The organism is Novispirillum itersonii (genome assembly GCF_014205675.1).
Classification (GTDB): Bacteria; Pseudomonadota; Alphaproteobacteria; order Rhodospirillales; family Rhodospirillaceae; genus Novispirillum; species Novispirillum itersonii_A.
This window is the reverse complement of the sequence record NZ_JACIIX010000002.1, coordinates 336,550-361,468: the sequence shown is the minus strand read 5'-3', so window position 1 is coordinate 361,468 and position 24,919 is coordinate 336,550. Positions and strand designations below refer to the sequence as shown.

At 64.2% G+C, this 24,919-nt stretch carries 23 protein-coding genes; 4 read left to right on the top strand and 19 right to left on the bottom strand.

Annotated elements, in window-relative coordinates:
- Positions 1 to 22: 22 nt before the first annotated feature.
- The 4 genes from FHS48_RS04825 to gstA form a co-directional block, all read right to left on the bottom strand.
- The gene (locus FHS48_RS04825; RefSeq protein WP_184261935.1) at positions 23 to 1,165 is read right to left on the bottom strand and encodes an ATP phosphoribosyltransferase regulatory subunit; all 1,143 of its coding nucleotides are present in this window, start codon (positions 1,163 to 1,165) and stop codon (positions 23 to 25) included.
- A 291-nt stretch (positions 1,166 to 1,456) separates the two neighbouring features.
- Positions 1,457 to 2,794: a methyl-accepting chemotaxis protein gene (locus FHS48_RS04820; RefSeq protein WP_184261933.1), complete on the bottom strand. Its 1,338-nt coding sequence runs from the start codon at positions 2,792 to 2,794 to the stop codon at positions 1,457 to 1,459.
- Between the two features lie 395 nt (positions 2,795 to 3,189).
- Positions 3,190 to 3,552 carry a hypothetical protein gene (locus FHS48_RS04815; RefSeq protein ID WP_184261932.1) on the bottom strand — a complete coding sequence of 121 codons (363 nt, stop codon included), beginning with the start codon at positions 3,550 to 3,552 and terminating at the stop codon, positions 3,190 to 3,192.
- 173 nt (positions 3,553 to 3,725) lie between these two features.
- Positions 3,726 to 4,331, bottom strand: a complete 606-nt coding sequence (gene gstA, locus FHS48_RS04810) for a glutathione transferase GstA (protein ID WP_184261931.1) — start codon at positions 4,329 to 4,331, stop codon at positions 3,726 to 3,728.
- A gap of 172 nt (positions 4,332 to 4,503) precedes the next feature.
- Between gstA and FHS48_RS04805 the strand changes: the two genes are divergently transcribed.
- On the top strand, positions 4,504 to 4,887 hold the full coding sequence (locus tag FHS48_RS04805; protein WP_184261930.1) for a winged helix-turn-helix transcriptional regulator: 384 nt from the start codon (positions 4,504 to 4,506) through the stop codon (positions 4,885 to 4,887).
- Positions 4,888 to 4,895: 8 nt separating this feature from the next.
- On the opposite strand, the gene FHS48_RS04800 is transcribed toward FHS48_RS04805, so the two are convergent.
- Positions 4,896 to 5,366 carry a MarR family winged helix-turn-helix transcriptional regulator gene (locus tag FHS48_RS04800; RefSeq protein WP_260402339.1) on the bottom strand — a complete coding sequence of 157 codons (471 nt, stop codon included), beginning with the start codon at positions 5,364 to 5,366 and terminating at the stop codon, positions 4,896 to 4,898.
- A 170-nt stretch (positions 5,367 to 5,536) separates the two neighbouring features.
- Between FHS48_RS04800 and FHS48_RS04795 the strand changes: the two genes are divergently transcribed.
- Positions 5,537 to 5,962: an organic hydroperoxide resistance protein gene (locus tag FHS48_RS04795; protein WP_184261929.1), complete on the top strand. Its 426-nt coding sequence runs from the start codon at positions 5,537 to 5,539 to the stop codon at positions 5,960 to 5,962.
- Between the two features lie 58 nt (positions 5,963 to 6,020).
- On the opposite strand, the gene FHS48_RS04790 is transcribed toward FHS48_RS04795, so the two are convergent.
- The 4 genes from FHS48_RS04790 to FHS48_RS04775 form a co-directional block, all read right to left on the bottom strand.
- On the bottom strand, positions 6,021 to 6,632 hold the full coding sequence (locus tag FHS48_RS04790; protein WP_184261928.1) for a 3'-5' exonuclease: 612 nt from the start codon (positions 6,630 to 6,632) through the stop codon (positions 6,021 to 6,023).
- A gap of 18 nt (positions 6,633 to 6,650) precedes the next feature.
- Positions 6,651 to 8,471, bottom strand: a complete 1,821-nt coding sequence (locus FHS48_RS04785; RefSeq protein ID WP_184261926.1) for a putative nucleotidyltransferase substrate binding domain-containing protein — start codon at positions 8,469 to 8,471, stop codon at positions 6,651 to 6,653.
- A 147-nt stretch (positions 8,472 to 8,618) separates the two neighbouring features.
- Entirely contained in the window at positions 8,619 to 10,292 is a 1,674-nt protein-coding gene (locus tag FHS48_RS04780) for a cation acetate symporter (RefSeq protein WP_184261924.1), read from the bottom strand.
- The gene (locus tag FHS48_RS04775; protein ID WP_184261922.1) at positions 10,292 to 10,600 is read right to left on the bottom strand and encodes a DUF485 domain-containing protein; all 309 of its coding nucleotides are present in this window, start codon (positions 10,598 to 10,600) and stop codon (positions 10,292 to 10,294) included. Before FHS48_RS04775 ends, FHS48_RS04780 begins: the two co-directional genes overlap by 1 nt.
- Positions 10,601 to 11,061: 461 nt before the next feature.
- Here FHS48_RS04775 and FHS48_RS04770 point away from each other — a divergent pair, with 461 nt between their 5' ends.
- Entirely contained in the window at positions 11,062 to 12,600 is a 1,539-nt protein-coding gene (locus FHS48_RS04770; protein ID WP_184261920.1) for a cryptochrome/photolyase family protein, read from the top strand.
- Between the two features lie 4 nt (positions 12,601 to 12,604).
- Here the strand turns inward: FHS48_RS04770 and FHS48_RS04765 are convergent, their stop codons facing one another.
- The 9 genes from FHS48_RS04765 to argE form a co-directional block, all read right to left on the bottom strand.
- Complete coding sequence (locus tag FHS48_RS04765) at positions 12,605 to 13,915, bottom strand: HD-GYP domain-containing protein (RefSeq protein WP_184261918.1); 1,311 nt, start codon at positions 13,913 to 13,915, stop codon at positions 12,605 to 12,607.
- 154 nt (positions 13,916 to 14,069) lie between these two features.
- Positions 14,070 to 15,971 carry an adenylyl-sulfate kinase gene (gene cysC / locus FHS48_RS04760; RefSeq protein ID WP_184261916.1) on the bottom strand — a complete coding sequence of 634 codons (1,902 nt, stop codon included), beginning with the start codon at positions 15,969 to 15,971 and terminating at the stop codon, positions 14,070 to 14,072.
- A 27-nt stretch (positions 15,972 to 15,998) separates the two neighbouring features.
- Complete coding sequence (cysD, locus tag FHS48_RS04755; RefSeq protein ID WP_184261915.1) at positions 15,999 to 16,793, bottom strand: sulfate adenylyltransferase subunit CysD; 795 nt, start codon at positions 16,791 to 16,793, stop codon at positions 15,999 to 16,001.
- Positions 16,794 to 16,803: 10 nt separating this feature from the next.
- Positions 16,804 to 17,556, bottom strand: coding sequence for a phosphoadenylyl-sulfate reductase (locus tag FHS48_RS04750; RefSeq protein ID WP_184261913.1), 753 nt, complete (start codon positions 17,554 to 17,556; stop codon positions 16,804 to 16,806).
- Positions 17,553 to 18,089, bottom strand: coding sequence for a DUF934 domain-containing protein (locus tag FHS48_RS04745; RefSeq protein ID WP_184261911.1), 537 nt, complete (start codon positions 18,087 to 18,089; stop codon positions 17,553 to 17,555). Before FHS48_RS04745 ends, FHS48_RS04750 begins: the two co-directional genes overlap by 4 nt.
- A complete protein-coding gene (locus tag FHS48_RS04740) occupies positions 18,076 to 19,731 on the bottom strand; it encodes a nitrite/sulfite reductase (protein ID WP_184261909.1) in 1,656 nt (551 codons plus the stop codon). Before FHS48_RS04740 ends, FHS48_RS04745 begins: the two co-directional genes overlap by 14 nt.
- Positions 19,732 to 19,733: 2 nt before the next feature.
- A complete protein-coding gene (locus tag FHS48_RS04735; RefSeq protein WP_184261907.1) occupies positions 19,734 to 20,033 on the bottom strand; it encodes a DUF2849 domain-containing protein in 300 nt (99 codons plus the stop codon).
- Between the two features lie 66 nt (positions 20,034 to 20,099).
- The gene (locus FHS48_RS04730) at positions 20,100 to 20,507 is read right to left on the bottom strand and encodes a hypothetical protein (protein WP_184261905.1); all 408 of its coding nucleotides are present in this window, start codon (positions 20,505 to 20,507) and stop codon (positions 20,100 to 20,102) included.
- Positions 20,508 to 20,780: 273 nt separating this feature from the next.
- Positions 20,781 to 21,932: an acetylornithine deacetylase gene (argE, locus tag FHS48_RS04725; RefSeq protein ID WP_311769080.1), complete on the bottom strand. Its 1,152-nt coding sequence runs from the start codon at positions 21,930 to 21,932 to the stop codon at positions 20,781 to 20,783.
- 318 nt (positions 21,933 to 22,250) lie between these two features.
- Between argE and FHS48_RS04720 the strand changes: the two genes are divergently transcribed.
- Positions 22,251 to 23,174: a LysR substrate-binding domain-containing protein gene (locus FHS48_RS04720; protein ID WP_184261903.1), complete on the top strand. Its 924-nt coding sequence runs from the start codon at positions 22,251 to 22,253 to the stop codon at positions 23,172 to 23,174.
- Positions 23,175 to 23,235: 61 nt separating this feature from the next.
- On the opposite strand, the gene glpK is transcribed toward FHS48_RS04720, so the two are convergent.
- The gene (gene glpK / locus FHS48_RS04715; protein WP_184261901.1) at positions 23,236 to 24,741 is read right to left on the bottom strand and encodes a glycerol kinase GlpK; all 1,506 of its coding nucleotides are present in this window, start codon (positions 24,739 to 24,741) and stop codon (positions 23,236 to 23,238) included.
- Positions 24,742 to 24,919: the final 178 nt, after the last annotated feature.

Below are 24,919 nucleotides of genomic sequence, written 5' to 3'. Positions count from 1 at the left end.
GGTCAGGCCAGACCGCCGGGCATCAGCCGACGGTCCGCACCTGTCCGTTGGACACATAATGGGTGCAGCGCTGGCGGCGGGCTTCCGCCTCCGGGTCGGCGATGCCGTCTTCCAGCATGGCGACGGTAATCCAGCCCTTGGACTGCCACGCCGCCGCCTGCGCGCGGTCGCCATAGGGCAACAGCAGGCGCGGGCGGTCGGCAGGCGGGGCAATCACCCCCATCACCGTATCCACATACACCGTACAGCCGACCGCCTTTTCCTTGGCAGTTCCGGCGCGGTAGCGGCCACCCCGGGCCAGTTCTCCGCGCGCACCCGGCGCAAAGATCGAGAAACTGATGCCGGTATGATATTCAAAGCCACGGTTTTCAACCGCATCAACGGTCAGGGACAGCCCCGGCATCAGGCGGCGCACCAGCGCCACCACATCCTTCAGGCGGTCCCGGCGCTGCGCGGCGGCCTGCGGCAGATCAAGACGGCCAAGGCGTTCCATCACCGTATCGACCTCGCCGGAGCAGCGGATCAGCTCGCCGAACAGATCCTGCACCGGATCGCCCATTTCACGGACGGCGGCGGCATCCTTCTGGTCCAGCGCCGCCCGCAGACGCAGCTGGGTTTCCGGCGACAGTTCCAGTTCATCACACAGCACCGGCACCAGCGTCGGCAGGTTGAGATCAACACTCACGCCCTGCACGCCCAGCGCCGCCAGCGCCCCGGCGGCCAGAGCGATCACCTCGGCATCAGCGGCCGGAGAGTCAGACCCGATCAGTTCCAGACCGGCCTGCGTGAACTGGCGTTCCGGGGTCAGCTGGGTGCCCTTCACCCGCAGCACCTGCCCGGAATAGCACAGGCGCAGCGGGCGCGGGGCCTTGGCCAGACGGGTGGTGGCGATACGGGCGACCTGAATGGTCATATCGGCCCGCAGCCCCATCATCCGCTGCGACACCGGATCCATCACCCGGAAGGTATCCTTCGACGTGGCGGCCCCGGCCCCGTCGAGCAGGTTCTCTTCAAATTCGATCAGCGGCGGCTTGACGCGTTCGTATCCATGGGCACCGAAATCCGCCATCAGACCGGAGACAACATGGGCTTCCAGCGCAGCATCCGGCGGAAGAAAATCGCGCAGACCTGCGGGCAACAATGCCTTGCTGACGGTATCGGACATCCGGGTGGGGTTTCCCTGAACTGCGGTGCGGCCAACCCGGCGGACGGGCTGACGCGGTGGACGAAACAGGCATCTCTGCCGGACGGAGCCACTTCCGACGCCCTCCCCGCCGAAGATCCGCACCGGACAGACCGGCAGGAACGGATCAGAACGGAGGAGGCCGAACACGACTCCGCCGGTCACGGGGGATGCCCGGACCGGCGGTAACGCTGTGTACTCCATTCCCCCTGCCGGGGGCAAACGAAAACCGCAGTCCGGCAGCGGATTTGCCACCGGATCCGGCTTTCTCCGTCAGTGCTGGCGGCGGCACAGGTCATCCAGCGCCGCCATCACCCCTTTCGAGGCCTCGGCAACCAGCGCGATCTGTTCCAGTGCGCCATCGACATCCCCGGCGGCATAGCGGCGTGCCGCCTCGATTCCGGCGGCATGGACCTCGCGGTGCGGCTCTTCCAGCCGCCGGAAGGCGGGGTGACCGGTCAGTCCGGCATCCTTGACCGCGGTATACCAACGCCCCAGACGGCAGGAGGTATGGTCCGCCAGCTCCTTCGGATCCAGCTTCTCCCGCCCGGCCACCATTTCCGCCAGCCGCTTCCGCCAGATCATATGATCCGACTTGGCGACATGGATGGTGAAGTCCTCAATCTCGGTTTCCGACAGCGAGGCCACCGCCAGCCGGATCAGGGTATCGGTGTCATCCGAAACGGTCAGGATATTCTCGATGGCCTGCACATTGGCCGCCGTCATCTGGGCGATGGCGGTGACCCCGCCGGAGATTTCCGCCGAGGCCGCCCGCTGCTGATCCAGAATCGCGGCGATTTCAGCAATCCGCAGGCTGACCCGCTCGACATGCGACAGTACGGTATCCATGCCGGTTCCGGCGGCGGCGATCACCTCCTGCCCCCGCCCGACCGCCTCAGCCCCGGCATGCATGGTGTGCATGATCTCCGTCATGCCTTCCTGCAACGCCGCAATCCGGGTGCGGATATCCACCGTCGCCCGCGCCGTCTGCTGCGCCAGCGTTTTGACCTCCGACGCCACCACGGCGAAACCTTTTCCGGCCTCTCCGGCCCGCGCCGCCTCGATAGTGGCATTCAGGGCCAGCAGGTTGGTCTGGCGGGCGATCGCCTCAATCTGCTGGACGATCACACCGATCTGGTCGGACGCCTCATGCAGACGGTCCACCTGCCGCGAGGCATCGTTGACCACATCGGTGATTTCCGCCACCGCCTGCACCGCGCCACGGCCGGTGCGCCGGGCCTCTTCCGCCGCGTAATGGCTTTCCTCCGCTTCCCGCGCCACATCGCCGGTAAAGCGCGAAATCTCGGTCACTCCGGTGGTCATCTCATCCACCGCCGCCGCAATGGAATGGGTGCGGTGGCGCACATCCTCCACCGCCCGCTTCATCTCGGCAGTGGCGGTCACGCTTTCATTGACATTGACCGACATGCTGACGGTGCGGATCAGTTCGCTCTTCGCCCGCTGATGGACCGCCAGCGCCATGTCATACATCATCCGTTCCAGCGGATGGCTTCCCTCCGGAACGGAGAGATAGCGCCCTTCCGTCATCAGCCGGAATCCCTGTTCCAGCCGCTGTGCCACATCGGCGGAAACCGGAGCGGTGCCGGTCATCAAATCTGTCGCATTCTGGCCTGTGATCATCGATGCCCCCTCTGTATTTCTGTCTCTCCCGCACCGGCCCCGACGCCGGTGGTACACCTCCGGATTTTCGAAGGCGGATCCTGATCAGGAAATCCCGTCAGGCGGGTTCTTTCCGCCTTCTGAGGTACATCGGTAAACTTAAAACAACAATATAATTTTGTATAATATCAGCTCTATCGTTTCCGACTGCGCCGGTCCCTTAAGGTTTCGGCCAACACACATTTTTCCTGCCGGAAACACACAACCGGATCTGCCCGCAACACCCTCCATCCCGATACGACAAAAGGCGGATCACGACGATCCGCCTTATATCGAGTCTCGCCGGGCAATCCCGCAGGCGGAAGCAGACCGTCAGTTCTTAACCGTCAGTTCTTTGCCGGAGCCGGTTTCGCCGGAGGCGGCTCCGACGGTGTTCCGCTGTCACCGCCTTCCGTCAGACCCTGAAAAAAGTCGCCGACCGACTGCACCTTCTTCTTCACCCACGGTTTGGCCTGATCGTATCCGGCCCCGGCATCACAGGCGGCCCGGGCCGAAGCGCAGCGGGCCTGACAGCCTGCCTTTCCGGCATCGGACGTATAGCGGGCGGCGCAGGAGGCATCGCACTTGGCCTGCTCCCCGCTGCACGACAGGGCGGTTTCAGCCCGTGCCTCCATCCCTGTGCCGGACAGGCCCAGCATCAGGGCAACCGCACAGGCAGTCAGGCTCCGTTTCAGGGTCAGCAGCATCATCACCTCTTCCATGACGGGGCCAGCGGCCCGGGAATAACGCAGTCCCTGATCAACTGCGGGGTTCCGGGCCATCCGTCAAGGGGGACCATCCGTAAAAAGGGGGGCCATCACAGGAAAACGGCAGGGGATGGTCTTCCCCTGCCGCACAGTCCTCGCAAAACAGGGAACGGACCTCAGGCCAGACCTTCCGCCTTCAGCGCCGCCTGCACGGCCGGGCGGGCCGCAATCTTGCCACGCAGGGCGTTCAGGTGCGGGAAACCGTCCAGCGGCACCGCCACATGCGCCGCCCAGTTGGTGATGACAAACAGATAGAAATCCGCCACCGACACCGCGTCGCCCAGCAGCCACGCCCGGCCATCAGCCAGCTGGCTTTCGATCAGACCAAGACGCTTCAGCACCATGTCCCGCGCCTGCACCTTGCCCTCTTCCGTGGTCCACGGCTTGAACAGCGGGCTGAAGGACTTATGGACTTCGGTGCCCAGATAGTTCAGCGCTTCCTGCACCCGGGCCCGTTCCAGCGGCGTCTTCGGGGCCAGACCGGCCTGCGGATGGGTCTCCGCCGCGTACTGCATGATCGCGACGCCTTCGGTCAGCAGGGCCCCATCGTCCAGCACCAACGCCGGAACATACCCCTTCGGATTGATGGCGGCAAAGTCAGCACCGCTTTCGGTGGTGCGGGTGGCAAGGGCCACCTTCTCCAGTTCCACCGCAGCCCCGACTTCACGCAGCACAATGTGGGAGGCCAGCGAGCAGGCACCGGGAGAATAATAGAGCTTCATCGTCAGACATCTCCTGAAGTCAGCCGGGATCATTCCCGGTCTTGGTCCGGAATGGATCCTAAAACCGGGCATTCCCTTTCGTCATCAGATAACATTAAGTTACCTTCACTTTCCGGTTTCCGTCTGGTAACGTCCTTTTCCTGTGACCGCCGCCCGATGGAAGGTTCCCGCCATGGCCCTGAAGCTGCGCAAAAACAACGCCCCCGCCCCGCCGAACATGTGCCCCCTGAGCCATTGCATGTCACTGCTGGGTGGAGCCTGGACCCCGAACATCATCTGGTATCTCAGTGGCGGCCCCCGCCGCTTCTCGGAACTGCGGCACGATATTCCGGCCATCTCGGCCAAAATGCTGAGTGCCCGGCTGCGGGATCTGGAAGAGCGCGGCGTGGTGATCCGGCAGGTGATGCCGACCTCTCCGCCTTCGGTGGAATACAGCCTGACCCCGCTGGGGCGGGAACTGCTGCCCGCGATCCAGACCATTGCCGAAATCGGCCATAAGCTGAAAGTTCAGGCCCAGCTTCAGGCGACACAGGCCGCCGCCAACGCCGCAGAATAATCCGGCCGTCACCCCGCCGTCCGGTCCAGCCGGTCCAACAGGGTTTCCAGACCGGCCTTCAGGATCTTCAGATCCTCCAGCGACAGCCCCATGGCGCACAGCATCTGCGGGGGAACAGCCTTGGCCTGTTCCCGCAGCGCCTTGCCCTGTGCGGTCAGAGCAATTTCCACCCGGCGCTCATCATCGGCGGCCCGCTGGCGGTTTACCAGCCCGGCGGCCTCCATCCGCTTCAGCAGCGGGGTCAGGGTGCCGCTGTCAAGGCGCAGGCGCTGTCCCAGCTCTCCGACCGACAGCCCGTCCCGCTCCCACAGCACCAGCATCACCAGATACTGCGGATAGGTCAGATCCAGCGGCGCCAGAACCGGGCGATAGGCCCGGGTCAGGGCATTGCTGGCGGCATACAGGGGAAAGCAGACCTGTTGATCAAGCCGCAGAAAGTCGGTGTCGCTGGCGCACAGCGCCGGGTCTGGCGTCATCATCTTCGGGATCTCCCGCACACTCCACATCGCCGCAGGGGCAGAATGCGGCACGTTGTAAACCATAGCCCCAAAACATCAATAAAACAATTATATTGTAAAAAATTTAGTTTTGCACAATATTAATGCCATCGACCCCGGCGCAACAGCGCCCACCCTGACAGGAGATGACCATGTCCTTCACCGATCTTTATAGCACCTCCGCCACGGCCACCGGCGGCCGCTCCGGTTCCGCCAAAAGCAGCGATGACCGCCTGAGCGTTGCCCTGTCGGTGCCGAAGGAAATGGGCGGTGACAGCGGCCCCGGGACCAACCCGGAACAGCTGTTTGCCGCCGGATATGCCGCCTGCTTTGAAGGGGCCCTGCGTCTGGTCGCCCGCACCCGGGGCGTCTCCTTCACCGGCGCCAGTGTCACCGCCGATGTCACCTTCGGTAACGACGGGGCCGGTTATGGCCTGAAGGTGGCCCTGACCGCCCGCGTCAGCGGCGTCACCGCCGACGTCGCCGAAGATCTGGCCGCCGCCGCGCATAACGTCTGCCCCTATTCCAAGGCGACCCGGGGCAACATCCCGGTGACCGTCACCGGCCTTGCCGTCTGATCCCGACACCTCCCTCCTTTGCACAGCCCCCCGCCCGCTCCGCCGGGCGGGGGTTTTGTTACCGGGCCTTCAGCTTCACGTAAGCCAGTGCCGTCATCACCGCATCATTGAAGGCATCATGGGCTTTCAGGCGCGGTAAGTTCAGATCCTCCATGATCGCACTCAGGCGCAGATCGACATTGCCGGTATAGATCCCGCCGCCGCGGCTTGTCCGGTAATCGTAGTACAGGCTGGATACCTCAATCTGCCGCTGCGGCAGCCCGATCCCCAGCCATGGCCGGATCAGGCGGTTAACCATCGCCACATCGAATTCCAGGTAATATCCGACCAGTGGCCGGGACCCGACAAAGCGCAGAAAACGGTCCATCGCCTCCAATGGCTCCAGACCATCGGCCACATCCTGCTGCCGCAGATGATGGATCTTGATCACCCCGGCCGTCATTCCGGCCGGAGGACGGACCATCAGGTTCAGGCGCTGACTGGTCAGCACCCGCCGCCCTTTGATCCGCACCGCCGCAATCTGGACGATACTGTCCGCTTTCCGGTCCAGTCCGGTGGTCTCACAGTCAAAACAGACCGCCTCATCCGGCGGCGGCGGATCGAACAGGAACGTATAATCCGGATTGCGCAGACGGCGGCGGGCCAGAGCCTGCCGAAATGTTGCCAGCATCGCGTGCTTCCTTCCGGCTTAGAAACTGCCAAGCTTGAAATGATGGGCCACCAGCTGCTTGAACGTTTTGACAATCCGCAGGGAATCCCGCAGCCCGTCATGCTGAAGCTTGGTCAGATGCGCCGCCTGCACGTAGTTATCGCTGCCATTGGCATCCAGACGGTTCTGCTGCACCCGGGCCGCCAGCCGCATTTCCATCAGGAACTGTAGCGCTTCCGTCAGATCAGCGGCAAAAGCAGTATCAAACAGCCGCTCCCCGACCAGACCGTCAATCCGCTCGAAGGTGTTGCGGGTGTGCAGGCGTTTTTCCAGCGCCAGCGCCCGGACACCGTGGACCACCGGAAAGATCCCGCCTTTTTTGATGTCGATGGTGCCTTTCCGCTCCCCCCGCTCCAGCACCAGCTGATGGAAAAAGCCGATCGGGGTGTCAAAGCTCAGGGCCGGACGGGCAAAGTTGGCGAGAAAACCGGCATTATCGGTCAGGCGGTCAAACAGATAGGCCCGCAGCCGGTGCAGCAGCAGCGGATCCCCCGCCACCGCTTCGCTATCAAGAAAGGCGGCAAGGTTCAGGAAGGATCGTTCCGACGGGGTCATCACCCAGTGGAAAATCTCATCGCGGAACTGGCTCTCCGTCCGGCACCATTCCGGGTTTGACACCATCATATTCCCCGGACAGCGGGGATAACCGAAGCTGATCATCGCCTCGGTGAACTGATCACACAGGCTGCGCAGACTGTCCGGATCAACCTCATCACTGAGGATCAGGGCGTTGTCCTGATCGGTCTTGGCGATCTGTTCGCCGCGCCCTTCTGACCCCATCACCATCAGGCAGGAATGCTGTTGCAGGTCCGGCGTGGCCAGAAACCCATACAGGCGGCGCTGCATCTTGCGGGACAGATCGGACACCATCTCGGCGATATAGCGGATCTTCACCCCGGAGCCATGCAGCCCGGTCAGCAGCGGATCCAGCGCCTGCGCCGCCTGCGCCAGTTCCGGCAGGGTTCCGGCGCGGTCAATCTGCACGGCCACGAGATGCGAATGACTGGACATGTAAGACAGCAGATCCAGCAGCTCCAGCACGCCGATCACGTGCCCGTCGCGCACCACCGGCAGGCGGCGGATGCTGTGACGGGTCATCAGCACCTGCGCATTGAACAGGAATTCATCGGCATCAATCATGATGGTGCCGAAACTGGCGCAGTCGCCGACTTCGGTTGTCAGCGGCTTTTCCTCAATCAGCGCCGCTTCCCGCAGATCTGACCCCGACAGCACGCCGATCCGGCCATCCGGGCTTTCCACCAGCAGGCTGGTGGCGCGGTGGTGCTTCATCAGTCTGGCGGCATCGCGCAGGGTAGTGCTGGCCGGAACGGTGATCGGCGGGTGCAGGTAGGCCTCGTGAACCCGGGCGACCATAAACGCCGCCATGCCACGGGCGCTTTCCACATTGGCCCGCTCCGCCAGACGTTCGCTGACGGAATGGGTGAAAAACCGCTCAAAGCGGCCATTGACGCGGCACAGGTCGAGAATCAGCTGACGCGGCAACAGATGCAGCAGCGTCTCTTCCTGCGCCTCGCAGTCGGCGGCCTCTGCCCCGTGGATCAGGGCCATCGCCCCGAAACTGTCCCCGGCGCCATGGACGGTGATCACCTCGTCCCCCTGACGCTCCGCCACCAGCCCCTTCATCACCACATACAGAAAGTCCACCGGCTCCCCGGCAACGATCACCTTTTCCTGTGGCCGATAGTAGGCAATATCCGCCACGGCGCGGACCTTGGCGCGCTCGCCGTCGGTCAGCCGGTCAAAGGGCGGTACGGAAAAATCAAAAGCATCTCCAGCCATACTCTGTTTCCCCCTGTTTGAGAGCCTGCGGACTCTTCCGGTCGATCAGGCTGAAATCCTAAAACAAACCCCCCGCCAGCCATCAAGGCCGACGGGGGGATCAGGATACTCCGGAACGGAGCGGTTTTACCCGCTCCGCCTGCCGGATCAATGCTCGGAAGCACCTTCGGCACCGATACCAGTCTGCGACCGGACATACTGCGGACCGTAAGCTTCCTGCTCCTTCGCAGCGTCAGCCGAGGTGTCCATCTTGGAGAACAGCCAGCAGCAGAAGAACGCGAGCGGCATGGAGAAGATCGCCGGGTTGGAGTACGGGAAGATCGCAGCCGGGTGACCGAGGACACTCTTCCAGATCGGCGGGCCGAGGACCACCAGCACCGAGGCGGTGATCAGGCCGATGAAACCGCCGAGGAAGGCACCACGGGTGGTCAGACCCTTCCAGAACATCGACATGAACAGGACCGGGAAGTTGGCGGACGCGGCAATCGCGAAGGCCAGACCGACCATGAAGGCAATGTTCTGATTTTCGAAGGCAATCCCCAGAACGATGGCGATCACGCCAAGGACAAGGGTGGTCAGCTTCGAGACACGGATTTCTTCGGCTTCGTTGGCATGGCCCTGACGGAACACCGAGGCGTACAGGTCGTGGGACACAGCAGACGCACCGGAGAGGGTAAGGCCCGACACCACCGCCAGAATGGTGGCGAAGGCAACCGCAGAGATAAAGCCGAGGAACAGGTCACCGCCGACGGCCTTGGACAGGTGGATCGCCGCCATGTTGGTGCCGCCAAGGATGCCCTTGCCGTCAGCCGCCATGAATTCCGGCACGTTCAGAACCAGCACAATCGCGCCGAAGCCGATGATGAAGGTCAGGATGTAGAAGTAACCGATGAAACCGGTGGCATAGAAGACCGACTTACGGGCTTCCTTGGCATCGGACACGGTGAAGAAGCGCATCAGAATGTGCGGCAGACCGGCGGTCCCGAACATCAGCGCCATGCCGAGGGAGATGGCGTCGATCGGGTCGGACACCAGACCACCCGGGGCCATCAGTTTGATGCCTTTCGGCGACACTTCGGTGGCCTTGGCGAACAGGGCTTCCATGGAGAAGCCGAACTTCACCATCACCATGAAGGCCATAAAGGTTGCACCGGACAGCAGCAGCACCGCCTTGATGATCTGCACCCAGGTGGTGGCCAGCATCCCGCCGAACATCACGTAGGCGACCATCAGCACACCGACCAGAACCACCGCGATGGTGTAATCCAGACCGAACAGCAGCTGGATCAGCTTGCCCGCACCCACCATCTGAGCAATCAGGTACAGGATGACCACGACCAAGGTCCCGGAGGCCGCCATGGAGCGGATCGGGGTCTGGCGGAAGCGGAAGGAGGCAACGTCGGCGAAGGTGAACTTGCCGAGGTTACGCAGACGTTCCGCGATCAGGAACAGGATGATCGGCCAGCCGACGAGGAAGCCGATGGAGTAGATCAGGCCGTCGAACCCGGCGGAGAACACCAGACCGGCAATCCCGAGGAACGACGCGGCGGACATATAGTCACCGGCGATGGCCAGACCGTTCTGGAAGCCGGTGATGCCGCCGCCGGCGGCGTAGAAGTCCTTGGCGGACTTGGTGCGGCGGGCCGCCCAGTAGGTGATGCCCAGCGTGGCCAGCACGAAGGCCACGAACATGATGATGGCCGTCCAGTTGGTGGCCTGCTTCTGCACCGCCCCGTCAATCGAACCGGCAGCCAGCGCCGCGGTCGAGAAACCGCTGACGGCAAGGCCGGTCAGCGCGGCGGAAATACGCGACATCCGCATTATTTGCTCTCCTCGACAATCTGGCGGTTCAGCTCATCGAATTCGCTGTTGGCCCGGCGCACATAGACACCGGTGATCACGAACGCGAAAATGATGACGGCAAGACCGACCGGAATACCGACGGACGTCACGCCGCTGGACGACAGCGGCTTGGCCAGCAGGGCCGGATCGAAGGCGATCACGGCGACGAAGGCGTAATAGACCACCAGCATGGCAATCGACAGGGTCCAGCCAAAGCTGGAACGCTTGCTGCACAGCTCGTGGAATTTGGGGTTCGCCAGAACCCGTTCGTAACTGCTCTTACTCACTTGCACCCTCCCATTTCGTCTTTGGGTCCGGCCTGCGGCAGCGGACCCGCTCCGGGGCGACGTTGATCTTTTTATTTTTGGACTTGTTAAGTATGCAGCAGCCGCATGGCTGCCATGTCTCTCAAACAGTACGCCTCCCGTGTAAAAAGACCAGCACTTTTTCTAAAGCTGATAAGGCCATACTCCGTCCCTGACCGGCCTTTACTGCCGGATCACGGACAATCCGGGCGACAAAACCACATTGACAACACTGATTTACGGAAGCGGTAAATGTTGTGTAAATCTGTAAATACACCCTCTCCCGCCCATCCGGCCTGCGCATAAACGAGTCGCTGCACCGCACCATAAAGCTGAAAGTCCATTCCGGTTCGCCTCCACCGATCCACCCGTGGACAGATCCGCATCCACCCCTGCCCCGTACCATCCTGAAACGTCGTTTTCCGGCCCCCGGAAGGGATATCATGACCTGCCTGCGCCTGATCCTTGGGGATCAACTGTCCGTCCATCACCCGTGGTTCCGGCAGAAAGACCCCGATGTCCTCTATGTGCTGATGGAGCTGCGCAGCGAGACCGATTACGTCCGCCATCACGCCCAGAAGGTGCTGGCGGTTCTTGCTTCCATGCGCCGGTTTGCCGATGCCCTGCGGCGCGGCGGCCACCGGATCCATACCGTCTCCCTGTCCGACCCCGACAATGCCGGAACCTTCGCCGGAACCCTGTCGATCCTGTTCCGGCGGTTTTTCGTCACCCGCTTTGAGCGGATCGAGGCCGATGAATACCGGGTCGAACAGCACTTCATCCACGATGTCGGGCCGCTGTGTCAGGCCTTGGGGATCACGACGGAAACGGTCAGCGCCCACCACTTCCTGATCAGCCGGGACGAGGCCATCGAGACCTTCAGCCGCAGCATCCCCCGGCTGGAAACCTTTTACCGGGGCCTGCGGCGGCGCAGCGGCATCCTGATGACGGCAGACAACCAGCCGGAAGGCGGGCAGTGGAACTATGACCCCGAGAACCGCGACCGTTGGCCGGGATATCCCCCGGCACCGCCGTGGCCAAGCTTCTCCTCCGATCAGTCCGCCCTGTGGGCTGAGGTCACCGCGGCCGGCGTCAAAACCTTCGGGACCCCGGCCGAGACTAATTTCCCCTGGCCGCTGGGGCGGCGGCAGGCTCTGGAGATGCTGGAAGCCTTCATACGGAACGGCCTGCCCCATTTCGGGCAGTTTCAGGATGCCCTCAGTCTGGAAAGTCCGACCCTGTTTCACTCCGGCCTCAGCTTCGCCCTGAACATCAAGATGCTGCACCCGGCGGAGGTGATCGAGGCAGCCCTTGCCGCCTGGCGGGCCGGAACCGCACCGCTGGCGGCAACCGAAGGCTTTATCCGCCAGATTTTGGGATGGCGGGAGTACATGCGGGCGGTCTACTGGGCGCGGATGCCGGACTACGCCAGCCTGAACGCCCTGAACGCCGACCGCCCCCTACCCGGATGGTTCTGGACCGGGGAAACCCGGATGCGCTGCCTGCGCCAGACCATCGGCCAGTCCCTGCGCACCGCCTATGCCCATCACATTCAGCGCCTGATGGTGACCGGATCTTACACCCTGCTGAACGGCTGCGCCCCCGACGCCGTCGATGGCTGGTATCTTGGCATCTACATTGATGCCTTTGAATGGGTACAGCTGCCCAACACCCGGGGCATGAGCCAGTTTGCCGACGGCGGTGTGGTCGGCAGCAAACCTTATTGCGGATCAGCCAGTTACATCCAGCGGCAGGGCGATTACTGCCGGGGCTGTTCCTATGATCCCAAAAAGCGGCACGGCGAGGGAGCCTGCCCGCTGAACAGCCTGTACTGGGATTTTCATGCCCGCAATGCCGACACTCTGTCGCGGAATCCGCGTCTGGGCATGACTTACCGGACGCTGGACCGGATGGCCCCGGCGGAGCGGGACGCCACCCGGCACTGGGCGGCACGGATGCGCGATCAGGCGGACACCCTGTAGCCTGTCAGCTGTCGGCGGTGGCGATCCGGTACATCCGGTCCCGGTGGGCATCCAGCAGGGCGAACAGATCCGGATCCAGCTCCCCACTGTCCCGCATCGCCACCATGATCCGCATGATCTCATCAGCCTTCAGGCGGTTGCGGTAAGGGCGGTTCTGCGACAGGGCCTGAAAGATGTCGCACAGGGTCAGCAGGCGGGTTTCCTCGTCCAGCTCGGCCCCGGACAGTCCATAGGGGTAGCCCTGCCCGTTGATCTTCTCGTGATGGTGCGACACCCAACGGGCCAGCGGCGTATCGGGAAACAGGTCAATCAGGATCAGTTTACTGTCCATCGGGTGGCGGCGCATACAGTCCCGCTCCGTCACCGACAGCGGTCCGCCTTTTTCCAGAATCTCATCCGGCGTCCGCAGCTTGCCGATATCGTGCAGCAGCCCGGCCAGCCGCAGCAGCTCCCGGCGGCGCGGACCGTAGCCCAGCAGGGTCCCCATCGCCTCCACCAGATCCGCCACCCGCAGACTGTGCTGCCGGGTGAACGGGCTTTTGGCATCGACGATCTGCGACAGAAACGCCCCAAGGGACAGAACGTCGTCAAAGCTGACATCCACGGTGCGTTCGTGGACACTCAAAATCTCGAAGATCGCCCGGTCGAGGAAATCGTCCTGAAGCTCCAGCCAGAAACTGTCACGCCGGATCGCCTGCTGCAATCCCGCCAGCGGCACCGGCCCGAACAGCAGACCGGCATGAACATGGAGGCTGTCGAACAGATCAAACCGCGCCTGCAACAGATCCACCGGCGGATGATCGGCCTGAAACACCGCCATCTGCACATCCATGCGGTCACACAGGAACACCAGATTGGTCATCATCCGGGTTTCATTGCTCAACGCCTGCGGCAGGGAGGCCCAGCGGGTATGATGCCAGCGGATTGCCGGAGCATATCCGGCAAACGGGGCAAAATGCCGCAGGGCATCCTGCCCCTTCAGACAGTGGTCCTCCGCTCCCGACCATTCCATGGATTCAGTCAGCTTGCGGTGCATATCGGTGGAGGAAACGCCGCAGTCATGCAGCATGCCGGTGATCAGGGCTTCGGTCTGCTGGGCCGGGGTCCACCCCAGCTCGGCAGCAACCCGGGCACACATCAGGCCGACACGGCGGCCATGGCTGCGGTCATCAATCCCGACATAGTCCAGCGCCCGGGCGACGGTATGGGCCACCTGCCCCAGATCCAGCCGCAGACCGGTCCATCCCGGCGACATGCGGTCAACGGCCCGATCGACGGAGCGGTCAACGGGGACTTCGACAGAGGGCGCGGCCATAATACACCCCGATCCGGTTCATCAGTGTTTCCACCACTATAATGCGATAATGCCCCCACAGGAACCAATAGGCCAGAATCATCACGGCCACCCCCGGTTGCCCGGGCGTGGCCGCAACAGACACACTCTGCCGATCAGACAGGGGCAGACCGGATCAGACCAGATACCGGTCCGACACCAGCGTCAGCAGGCGGTCAAGGGACTGATCCGGGCTTTCGGTCCCGGTATCGACCGTCAGGTCCGGCGTTTCCGGGGCCTCATACGGGGCGGAGACCCCGGTGAAGGCCGGGATCTCTCCGGCGCGGGCGCGGGCATACAGGCCCTTCACATCGCGGCCTTCGCAGACATCCAGCGTGGCGCTGACATAGACCTCGGCAAAGCCTTCGCCGATGGTCTGACGGGCCATGTCACGGTCCGCCGCCAGCGGCGAAATCAGGCTGACGATCACGATATGACCGGACTCGGCCAGCAGCTTCGCCGCCTCCGCCGAACGGCGGATGTTCTCGCGCCGCCCTTCCGGCGAGAAGTCGAGATCCTTGCTCAGGCCGGTGCGCAGGGCGTCGCCGTCCAGCACCGTCACCTGCTTGCCTGCCTCGAACAGGCGGCGTTGCAGGGTCATCGCCAGCGTTGACTTTCCCGACCCCGACAGGCCGGTCAGCCACAGCACCCCGGCCTTGTGGCCGTTAACCACTTCCCGTTCCCGGCGGGTGACGGAGTGGGTCGGGGCCACCAGCACGCTGGTCTTTTCCGCCGTTTCCTTCTCCACCTCATCGGCGCCCTGAATGAGGACACCGCCGACCTGACGGTAATCCTGCACCAACACACCGCGACGGGTGGAGCGCAGACCGGCTTCGGTATCAAAGGCCACCGGCGAGCGGCTTTCGAGGATCACATCGCCGATGCCGCCGACTTCCACCACATCAGCCAGCTTATCTTCCGACACGGTGTGCACGTCGATCACCGACAGCACCCGGGCGACGGTGACGTGGTATTCACCGGTTGCCACCTTCAGCTTCAGGCGCACGCCGACCTTCAGCGGCTCGCGGCCCAGCCAGAACACCCGCACCCGCAGGCGCTTTGCTTCCGACGGCGTGGTGCCATCCAGCGCCGCCACCTGACCGCGCTCAACGAAGATATCCTGATCAAGGGTGATGGCGATCGGTTCCCCGGCCTCGGCCTGACGCGGCACGATGCGGGGGGTGCCCGGACCAGCCCAGGTCTCGAAAGAGGCAACGCGGGCGCGGCGGCCCCCCGGGGTGAACACCAGCTCATCGCCCAGAGTAATGGTCCCGGCTTCCACCCGGCCCACCACCACGCGGCGTTCGTCAAACTTGAACACATCCTGCACCGGCAGGCGCAGCGGCAGGTCCTTGGCCGAGGCCGGAGCCTTGAAGGCATCCAGCGCCTCGACCACGGTCGGGCCCTTGTACCACGGGGTGGCGGCGCTGCGCCCGGCGAGGTTATCGCCCTTCTGCGCCGACACCGGCACCACGGCGGCGGCGGTCAGCCCGATGCTGGCGAGGTAGGCTTCCAGCTCCGCCTTGACCAGATCGTAGCGGGCCTGATCGTAATCGACGAGGTCCATCTTGTTCATCGCCACCGCCACCTGCGACACCCCGAGCAGGTTGAGCAGATAGGCATGGCGGCGGGTCTGTTCCGACACCCCACGGGCGACGTCAACCACCAGCACGGCGGCACGGGCGCTGGCGGCCCCGGTCACCATGTTCTTCAGGAATTCCTTGTGGCCCGGGGCGTCGATGATGACGTAGGACCGCTTCGGGGTCTTGAACCAGATGCGGGTGGTGTCAACGGTGATGCCCTGATCGCGTTCGACCTGAAGGGCATCCATGACGAAGGACCATTCGAACTCGACGCCACGGCGGACGGAGGAGGCCCGCAGTTCTTCAACCTTGCCATTCGGCAGGCTGTCGGTGTCGTTGAGCAGACGGCCGATCAGGGTGGATTTGCCATGGTCGACGTGGCCGACGATGACGATGGGAAAGTCCTGCCCGCGTGACGACGGGGCGCGGACCGGGGTGGTCGCGGAAGCTGCCATAATGCTGATGTCCCGTGTTCGCGTGTCTTACATGTACCCGGCGGCGCGCAGGCGCTCGAAGCTGTCTTCGGAGTCATGGTCCATGGCGCGTCCGGCGCGCTCCGGCTCCTTGGTCGCCATCAGTTCGGCGATGATCTCCGGGATGGTGGTGGCGTGGCTGTCGATCGGGAAGGTGATGCCCTCTTCGCCCAGCGAGCGGAACCGCTTGCCGTCACGGGCAAAATACAGCGGCACCACCGGGATGTTTTCCCGTTCGATGTACTGCCAGATATCCACTTCGGTCCAGTGCAGCAGCGGGTGAACGCGCAGATGCGCCCCCTGCGGGTGATCGAGGTTGTACTGGTCCCAGAATTCGGCGGGCTGATCGCGGAAATCCCAGGCACCATCGTCGGCGCGGGGGCTGAACACCCGTTCCTTGGCGCGGGTGGCCTGCTCATCCCGGCGGATCCCGGCGATGATGCCGGTGAAGCCGTAGCGGCTGAGGGTCTGCTTCAGGCCCAGCGACTTGCGGCTGGCAAAGCGGCTGGCGGGCGGCAGATCCGGATCGGCATCCTCGATCGGCGGGCAGTCATCCGCGATCATGTCGAGGTTCCATTCCTTGTGGTAGCGCTCGCGGAAGGCATAGGTTTCCGGGAATTCGGCACCGGTATCAAGGTGAATGACCGGGAACGGGATGCGGCCGAGAAATGCCTTCTGTGCCAGCCGGATCATGACGTTGGAGTCTTTCCCCAGCGACCACAGCATGCCGAGCTTGTCGATCTTCGCGTAGGCTTCACGGAAGATGTAGATGCTTTCGGCTTCAAGGGCATCGAGATGGTTCATCACTTGATCCTCAGTCCTGCACTGCCACCGGGGAGCGCGTCTGGCTCGGGGTCGGGATGGCACTGCTCAAAACGGTATGAATTCCACATTCGGTCTTGCCGGTTCCGGCCCAGCGGCCGGAGCGGATGTCGCCCCCGGTGGCGACGCGGCTGGTACAGGTGTAGCAGCCGACGGACGGATAACCGTCCTCTTCCAGCGGGTGGCGCGGCAGGCTGTGGGCCCCGAAGTAGGCCGTCACATCCTCCGCCGTCCAGCGCGCCAGCGGGGTAAACTTGATCCGGTCGCCATCGGCTTCCACCACCGGCAGGGCAGACCGGCCGGAGCCATGGTGCCCTTTGCGGCCGTTGATCCACGCCGCGTATCCGGCCAGTCCGGCCGCCAGCGGCTCCACCTTGCGCAGGAAGCAGCAGCGGTCGTAATCGCGGCTGAACAGCATACCGTCAGCATCTTCCACCGCCAGCGGGGCGGCATCGGGCTTCAGGGTCCGCACATTGGTCAGGCCCAGATGTGCCACCAGTGTATCACGGTAACGCAGGGTTTCGCCGAACAGCTTGCCGGTGTTGAGGAACAGCACCGGAAAGGCCGGATCGATCTGCGCCGCCATGTGCAGCAGGACCGCGCTTTCCGTCCCGAAGGAAGACACCAGCGCCAGCCCCTGCCCGTAATCGGCATAGGCCCGGGCGATAATCTCCTGCGGGGTGGCCCCGGTCAGATCCGCCGCCAGCCCGTCAACGCCGGTCAGAGCCTGTGCGGCGGCACTCATCCCTGCCCCCCTGCCGCCAGACGGCGGCGCAGGGCCGACACCGGCGGGCGGGCATCATGGGCAACCTGATACACCAGCGAATACCGGCTGAGGGCGGCCTGAATGGTTTCCACCGTCACCGGCGCGCCGCTGACCGGCGCCTTGACATCCAGCGCATCAAACCCGGTGCGCACCATCTGGATCAGCTGGTCCAGCAGCACATCACCAATCGCCCGCAGCTCGCCCCGGTACCCGAAGCGGTCGCGCAGCAGGCGGGCAGTGCTATAAGCCCGGCCATCACTGAAGGCTGGAAAATCCAGCGCCACCACGGTCAGACGGTCAAGATCGGCGCTGAGGCTGTCTGCGGTTTCCCCGGCGGCCAGCCAGACGCCGACGGCATCGGCACGGGCCAGCAGGGCCTCCTTCTCCGCCTGCCAGCGGGCCAGCGGCACCAGTACGGCCCCGGCGGCGGGAACGGCATCATCAGTGCCCAGACGGGTCCAGACGGTGTCAACCGGCTCAATCCCGGCGGCGGTCAGCTTAACGAGCGGCATTGATCGCCTCCTTGAACGGGGTCAGACCGATCCGGCGGTAGGTGTCGATGAACGGTTCCCCGTTCTGGCGCTGCGCCAGATAGACCCCGATCACGGTTTCGATGGCATCCACCACCCCTTCGGCGGTGAACCCCGGCCCGGCGATGTCGCCGATGGCGGCGGTCTGGGTGGCATCACCGCCCAGCACCAGCTGGTAGGATTCCTCACCCCGCTTATCGACACCGAGAATGCCGATGTTGCCGACATGGTGATGGCCGCAGGCGTTAATGCAGCCGGAGATGTTCAGGGTGACCTCGCCGATGTCATGCTGACGGGCGATGTCGGAGAACCGTTCCGAGATCATCTGCGCCAGCGGGATCGAGCGGGCATTGGCCAGCGCGCAGTAATCCAGCCCCGGGCAGGCGATAATATCGGAAATCAGACCCTTATTGGCGGTGGCCAGCCCTTCCGCCACCAGCGCCTGCCACAGGGCATGCAGCTGATCCTGACGGACATAGGGCAGGACAATGTTCTGTTCCTTGCTGACCCGCAGCGCCCCAAGGCTGTAGCGGTCGGCGAAATCGGCCAGCGCGTCCATCTGGTCGGCGGTGGCATCCCCGGGGATGCCACCGACCGGCTTCAGCGACACGGTGACGGCGGCATAGCCCGGCACCCGGTGCGCCATGACGTTGGCCGACACCCAGCCGTTGAAGGCACTGCTGCGGGAGCGTGCGGCGGCCAGCTCCGGCGGGTTGTCGGCCAGCGCCTGCCAGTCCGGATCGGCGAAGTAAGCGCCGATGCGCTCCACTTCTTCCGCCGGAACCTCGACCACGCTGCCCCGGATCCGCTGCCACTCGGCATCGACCTCGGCCCGGAAGCCTTCCAGCGTCAGCGCATCGACGAGGATCTTGATCCGCGCCTTGTACTTGTTGTCACGGCGGCCATGCAGGTTGTAAACGCGCAGGATCGCTTCAAGGTAGCTGAGGATCTCGGACTTGGCGACGAACCCGTTCAGCACCCGGCCGACGCGCGGGGTCCGGCCCATGCCGCCACCGACGATAATCTGGAACCCGGCATCCCCCGATTCCGCCCGCACCAGCCGGATGCCGATGTCGTGGAAGAAGGTGGCGGCACGGTCCTGTGCCCCGCCGCTGATGGCAATCTTGAACTTGCGCGGCAGATAGGTGAATTCCGGGTGGAAGGTCGACCACTGGCGCAGCACTTCCGCCCACGGGCGCGGATCTTCGATCTCGTCCGCCGCCACCCCGGCAAAGGCATCGGTGGTGACATTGCGGATGCAGTTGCCGCTGGTCTGGATGGCATGCATCTCGACCTCGGCCAGTTCCTTCAGGATCGCCGGAATATCCGACAGCTTCGGCCAGTTGAACTGGATGTTCTGGCGGGTGGTGAAGTGGCCGTAGCCCCGGTCATAGACCCGGGCGATATGGGCCAGCCTGCGCATCTTGCCCGAGGTCAGCTCGCCATAGGGCACGGCAACGCGCAGCATATAGGCATGCAGCTGGAGGTACACCCCGTTCATCAGCCGCAGCGGGCGGAACTGTTCTTCCGACAGGTCGCCGGACAGACGGCGGCTGACCTGATCGCTGAATTCCGCGACGCGTTCACGGACCACCTGATGATCGAATTCGTCGTAGCGGTACATGCTCAGGCTCCTGCGGCGCGGCGGGGAGTGATCACGGCGGCAGGACCATAGGCAATGGTCGGCCCGGTGGCGCGGATCCGTTCCCGCAGGCGGGACGGGGCAGAACCCTGCTCTTCCAGATCCACCGCATAGGCACCGACCACCACGGTGGCCTCGCGGGAGGCAGCGGCAACCTCAATCTCGGCATCTTCAGCGGTGTAGACGCGGGCATCCTCAACCCGTTCGGACCACGTCCCGGCGGCGGTGCGGAACACCACCAGCCCATCGGTCAGGCGATTGGCGGAAACAATCTGGCGGCTCATCGGGATCTCTCTCTGGTGTCCGCCCTGTTTTTTGGCGGCATTTTTTCGCAGGAAACGTCAGGACGGTCAGACAGCAGCGGCGAACAGCGGCGGAAACGCCAGATCCAGCCAGCTGTGCGCCCGGTGCGGCTGCGGCGCGCACGGTGCCCCGGCAACGACGGAGCCAACCGGGATACCGACCGCACGCAGGGCATCGGCTTCGCAGGCCACCCCGGCCGCATCCGCCTGCGACGCCAGCCGCACCACCGTCAGCCCTTCCCGCGCCAGCGCGGCGACCAGACCGGGGATGTCGTCCCACGGCGCGACCTGAAGGACCACCGCCTCGTCGGCCAGACGGGCCAGCGGGCCAAGGGCCGGATCATCGAACACCACGGCGCCAGCCCCTTCCAGCATCCGGGCGGCCTTCACGGTCAGCATCTCGGGATCCGACGACGCGGCGGTGATGATCTGAACCGGACCAAGGGAGCGAGACATGGCAGCCTCCATTTCTATCTTTTCGGCGGGGTCATCCCTGCCCATAGACAGATATGTACTGTGAATATCTCCCACCGTCAACGCTAGATGCGATTTTCTTGTGTAATTTATTTTTTAATATACATTTTTTTGAAGTTAATTTCTCAGTGCATTGTTTTTTCACGATAAAGAAAAACCCTCTCCCGCCCTGACAGCGGAAGAGGGTCTCGGTCACATCAGCATTCCCCACGGATCGGGGTGTAGTTTACGCCCTCTCTCCGGACAGGAGTCGGATCAGGCTGCCTGACGGCGGATCAGGCGGCGCAGGAACGCCTCGCAGGCGGTGACCTGCGAAATCTCAATGAATTCATTGGGCTGATGCGCCTGATCGATCGATCCCGGCCCACACATCACAGTCGACAGCCCGGCCTGAATGAACTGACCGGCCTCCGCACCATAGGGAACGAATCCGGCGGTGTTGTGGCCGCTCAGGCTATAGGCCAGCAGCGCCGCCGGACTGTCCGCCTCGGTGAACATCGACGGCGTATCGGACAGCACCTCGGTGACAATGCCGGTGTGCGGGGCAATCGCCTGCATCGCCGGGGTCAGCGTCGCACAGTATTCTTCAAAACGGGTCAGGTAGCGCCGCCAGTCATCGCCCGGAACCGGACGGATATCCCACAGGAAGGTGCACTCGCGGGAAATGATGTTCAGGGCGGTGCCACCGTTGACCACGCCGCAGTGCAGGGTGGTATAGGGCGGGGTGAACGGGTTTTCCGGATCCGCCGCCGCGCTGTTCTCCGCCATCATGTCAGCGATGAAGGTGATCAGCCGCGCTGCCGTCATCACCGCCGAGACACCGCGGTGTACCTGACTGGAATGGGCCTCGTGCCCGGTGATGGTGGTGCGCAGGGCCACCACCCCCTTGTGGCCGAGGATCGGCTTCATGTCGGTCGGCTCGCCGACCACCACCGCTTCCGGCTTCGGCAGCTCGGCGACGATCCGTTCGATCATCGACGGTGCGCCAAGGCAGCCGACTTCCTCGTCATAGCTCAGGGCCAGATGGATCGGCCGCTTCAGTCCCGCCGCCAGCATCTCCGGCACCAGCGCCAGCGCCACGGCGGAGAAAGCCTTCATGTCGCAGGTGCCCCGCCCATACAGACGGCCATCCTTCTCCACCACGGTGAAGGGGTCGGTGTCCCACGGCTGACCGTCCACCGGCACCACATCGGTGTGGCCGGACAGAACCACCCCACCCTCGACCATCGGGCCGATGGTGGCATAGAGGTTCGCCTTGGTCTGATCGGCGTTGTAGACAAGGTGGCTTTCGATGCCGTAACCGGCCAGATAGGCCTTCACATCATTAATCAGCGGCAGATTGCTGGACCGGGAAACGGTGTCGAACCCGATCAGACGGTCAATCATCGCGCGGGAAGCCTGATCCACGGGTCAGCTCCTGTAAACGGGATTGGGGAGTCGCGGCGGAAAACCGCTGTCATCCCGTGTAACACCCTGATCCGCAGGCGACAACCGCAATAGTCAGGCCGCCCGCCCTCCGTCGGAATTGTATGGATCATAGGGCGGCCGTGCCCCCTCCCCCCCTATCTGTCCGAATAATGCGGCGGCCCTAACAGGGTATACGCTTGCCACATACAGCCCCCGGAGCAGACCGGCTATAGTGCCGGTCACGCTGCTGCCCTATCGGTCAGGCCGGATGGGCAGCCTCCCCGTTTTCCTCCCCCCTTGAAAGGCACGACCGCAGGCATGCGTTTCCGCCAGATTGAAGCCTTCCGCGCCGCCATGCTGACCGGATCGGTCACCGGTGCGGCCTCCCTGCTGCAAATCACCCAGCCCTCCGCCAGCCGCCTGCTGGCCGATCTGGAAGACAGCCTTGAATTCAAACTGTTCCACCGCACCGGCGGCCGCCTGTCGCCGACGCAGGAAGGATTGCAGTTCTACGCCGCTGTCGATCATGCCTTCGTCGGCCTTCAGAAGCTGGAAGCCGCCGCCGAGCGCATCCGCGAAACCCGGGGCGAAACCCTGACCATCTGCGCCCTGCCGGTGCTGGCGGCGACGCTGGTTCCGGCAGCCATCCGGCTGTTTCAGGCCAGCCACCCGGATGTCAACGTCACCATCGACATTCTGCACCCGCCCAGCACACAGGAAGTGGTGCAGTCCGGGCAGGCCGATCTGGCCCTGTCGCAGGAAATGAGCAACGCCCCCGGTGTGGAACAGATTGCCCTCGCCGAGGTCGCCTTCGTCGCCGCCCTGCCCGCCGGTCATCCGCTGACCGCCAAAGAGCAGATTGATCTGGCCGACTTCCACGATCAGGACTTCATCAGCATCCTGCCACTGGGGCCGCTGAGCTGGAACCGTACCGACGAACTGTTCCGCGAACACGGAATCCGTCCGCGCCGCCGGATTGCCACCACCCATTCGATGGTGGCCTACGCCATGGTGGCACAGGGGGTCGGGATTGGCCTGTTTGAGCCCTTCGCCGCCAACACCTATGCCCCGCACGGCGTTGTGCTGCGCCCGGTGTCCACCGAGGTGCGCTACCGCTATTCCGTGCTGCTGCCAACCCGGCAGCGGTCGCCGCATCTGACCGCCGCCTTCACCGACTGCCTGCGGCAGGCCCTGCGCGAGGCCCCACCGGCCCTGAACAGCCCGGACTGCCTTACCGGCTGACCACCACCGGCGGACCGTAACCGGAACAGGGGCCCCTGAGACGGAGCCCCTGTTCTGTTTTTCAGCCTCTGGTCAGGGTGCGGCGCACCGCATCCTGCCATCCGGCGTATTTGCGGGCCCGCAGCCCGTCTTCCATCGCCGGGGTGAACCTGCGGTCCAGCGCCCACGTCGCCGCGAAGCCGTCCTGATCCGGATAGACCCCGGCCTGCATCCCGGCCAGCCACGCCGCCCCGAGGGCGGTGGTCTCCGGCACCCGCGGGCGATCCACCGGAGCCCCGAGAATGTCGGCCAGAAACTGCATGGTCCAGTCCGACGCCGTCATGCCGCCATCCACGCGCAGCACGGTTTCCCCGGCGCTGGCCGCCGCTGCCGCCCAATCCCCCTTCATCGCCTCCAGCAGATCCCGGGTCTGGTAACCGACACTTTCCAGCGCCGCCCGGGCCAGTTCCGCCGGGCCGGTGCCCCGGGTCAGGCCATAAATCGCCCCCCGGGCATCGGCATCCCAATGCGGGGTGCCAAGCCCGGTGAAGGCCGGAACCATGTAGACGCTCTGGGCCGGGTCGGCCTGTTCGGCCAGCGGCTGGGTTTCCGCCGCCGAGCGGATGATCTGCAACCCGTCCCGCAGCCACTGCACCACCGCCCCGGCGACAAAGATTGACCCTTCCAGCGCATAGGCCGGCTTGCCCTTCAGCTGATACGCCACGGTGGTCAGCAGACGGTTCTGCGACCGCACCGGTGTTTCCCCGACGTTGAGCAGGGCAAAACAGCCGGTGCCATAGGTGGATTTCATCATCCCCGGCTTGAAGCAGGCCTGCCCGACGGTGGCCGCCTGCTGGTCCCCGGCGTTGCCGAGGATGGGAATGCTGCGGCCGCCGAACAGATCCGGGCGGGTGACGCCGAAATCGGCGGCGCTGTCCTTGACCTCCGGCAGCATCGACGCCGGGATGTTCAGCAGCTTCAGCAGGTCCTCATCCCAGCAGCCGCGCCGGATATCATACAGCATGGTGCGGGAGGCATTGGTGGCGTCAGTGGCATGAACCGCCCCGCCGGTCATACGCCAGATCAGCCAGCTGTCAACGGTGCCGAACATCAGCTTTCCGGCCTCGGCCCGGGCGCGGGCCCCCTCGACGTTCTCGAGGATCCACGCGATTTTGGTGCCGGAGAAATAGGGGTCCAGCAGCAGGCCGGTCTTTTCCGTCACCATCGGCTCGTTGCCGTCCGCCTTCAGGCGGGCACAGAAATCGGCGGTGCGGCGGTCCTGCCAGACAATGGCGTTGTAGATGGCCTTTCCGGTCTCGCGGTCCCACACCACGGTGGTCTCCCGCTGGTTGGTCACCCCGATGGCGGCAATCTGTTCCGGCAGCGCCCCGGCCCGCTCCAGCGCCGACCGGCACACCGCAGCGGTGGAGGACCACAGATCTTCCGGATCATGCTCCACCCAGCCGGAGTTGGGGAAGTGCTGGGCGAACTCCTCCTGCCCGACCGCAACCACCCGCAGCGCCTGATCGAACAGGATGGCGCGGCTGGAGGTGGTGCCCTGATCAATCGAGAGAACGTAGGTGGTCATAGCGCCGTTTCCTTCCCCTGTAAGCTGCCCGTTCCGGGCCTTCCGGCGGAAGCATAGCGCACGCCCCGCCCGGTCCTGAATTCATAAAAGTAACCGGCCCGCCGGTGTAATCCGCTCAGGTGCCTTAAAAAACCGCCGGATCACCACAGCGATCCGCCCGGGTGCCTTAAAAAAACCG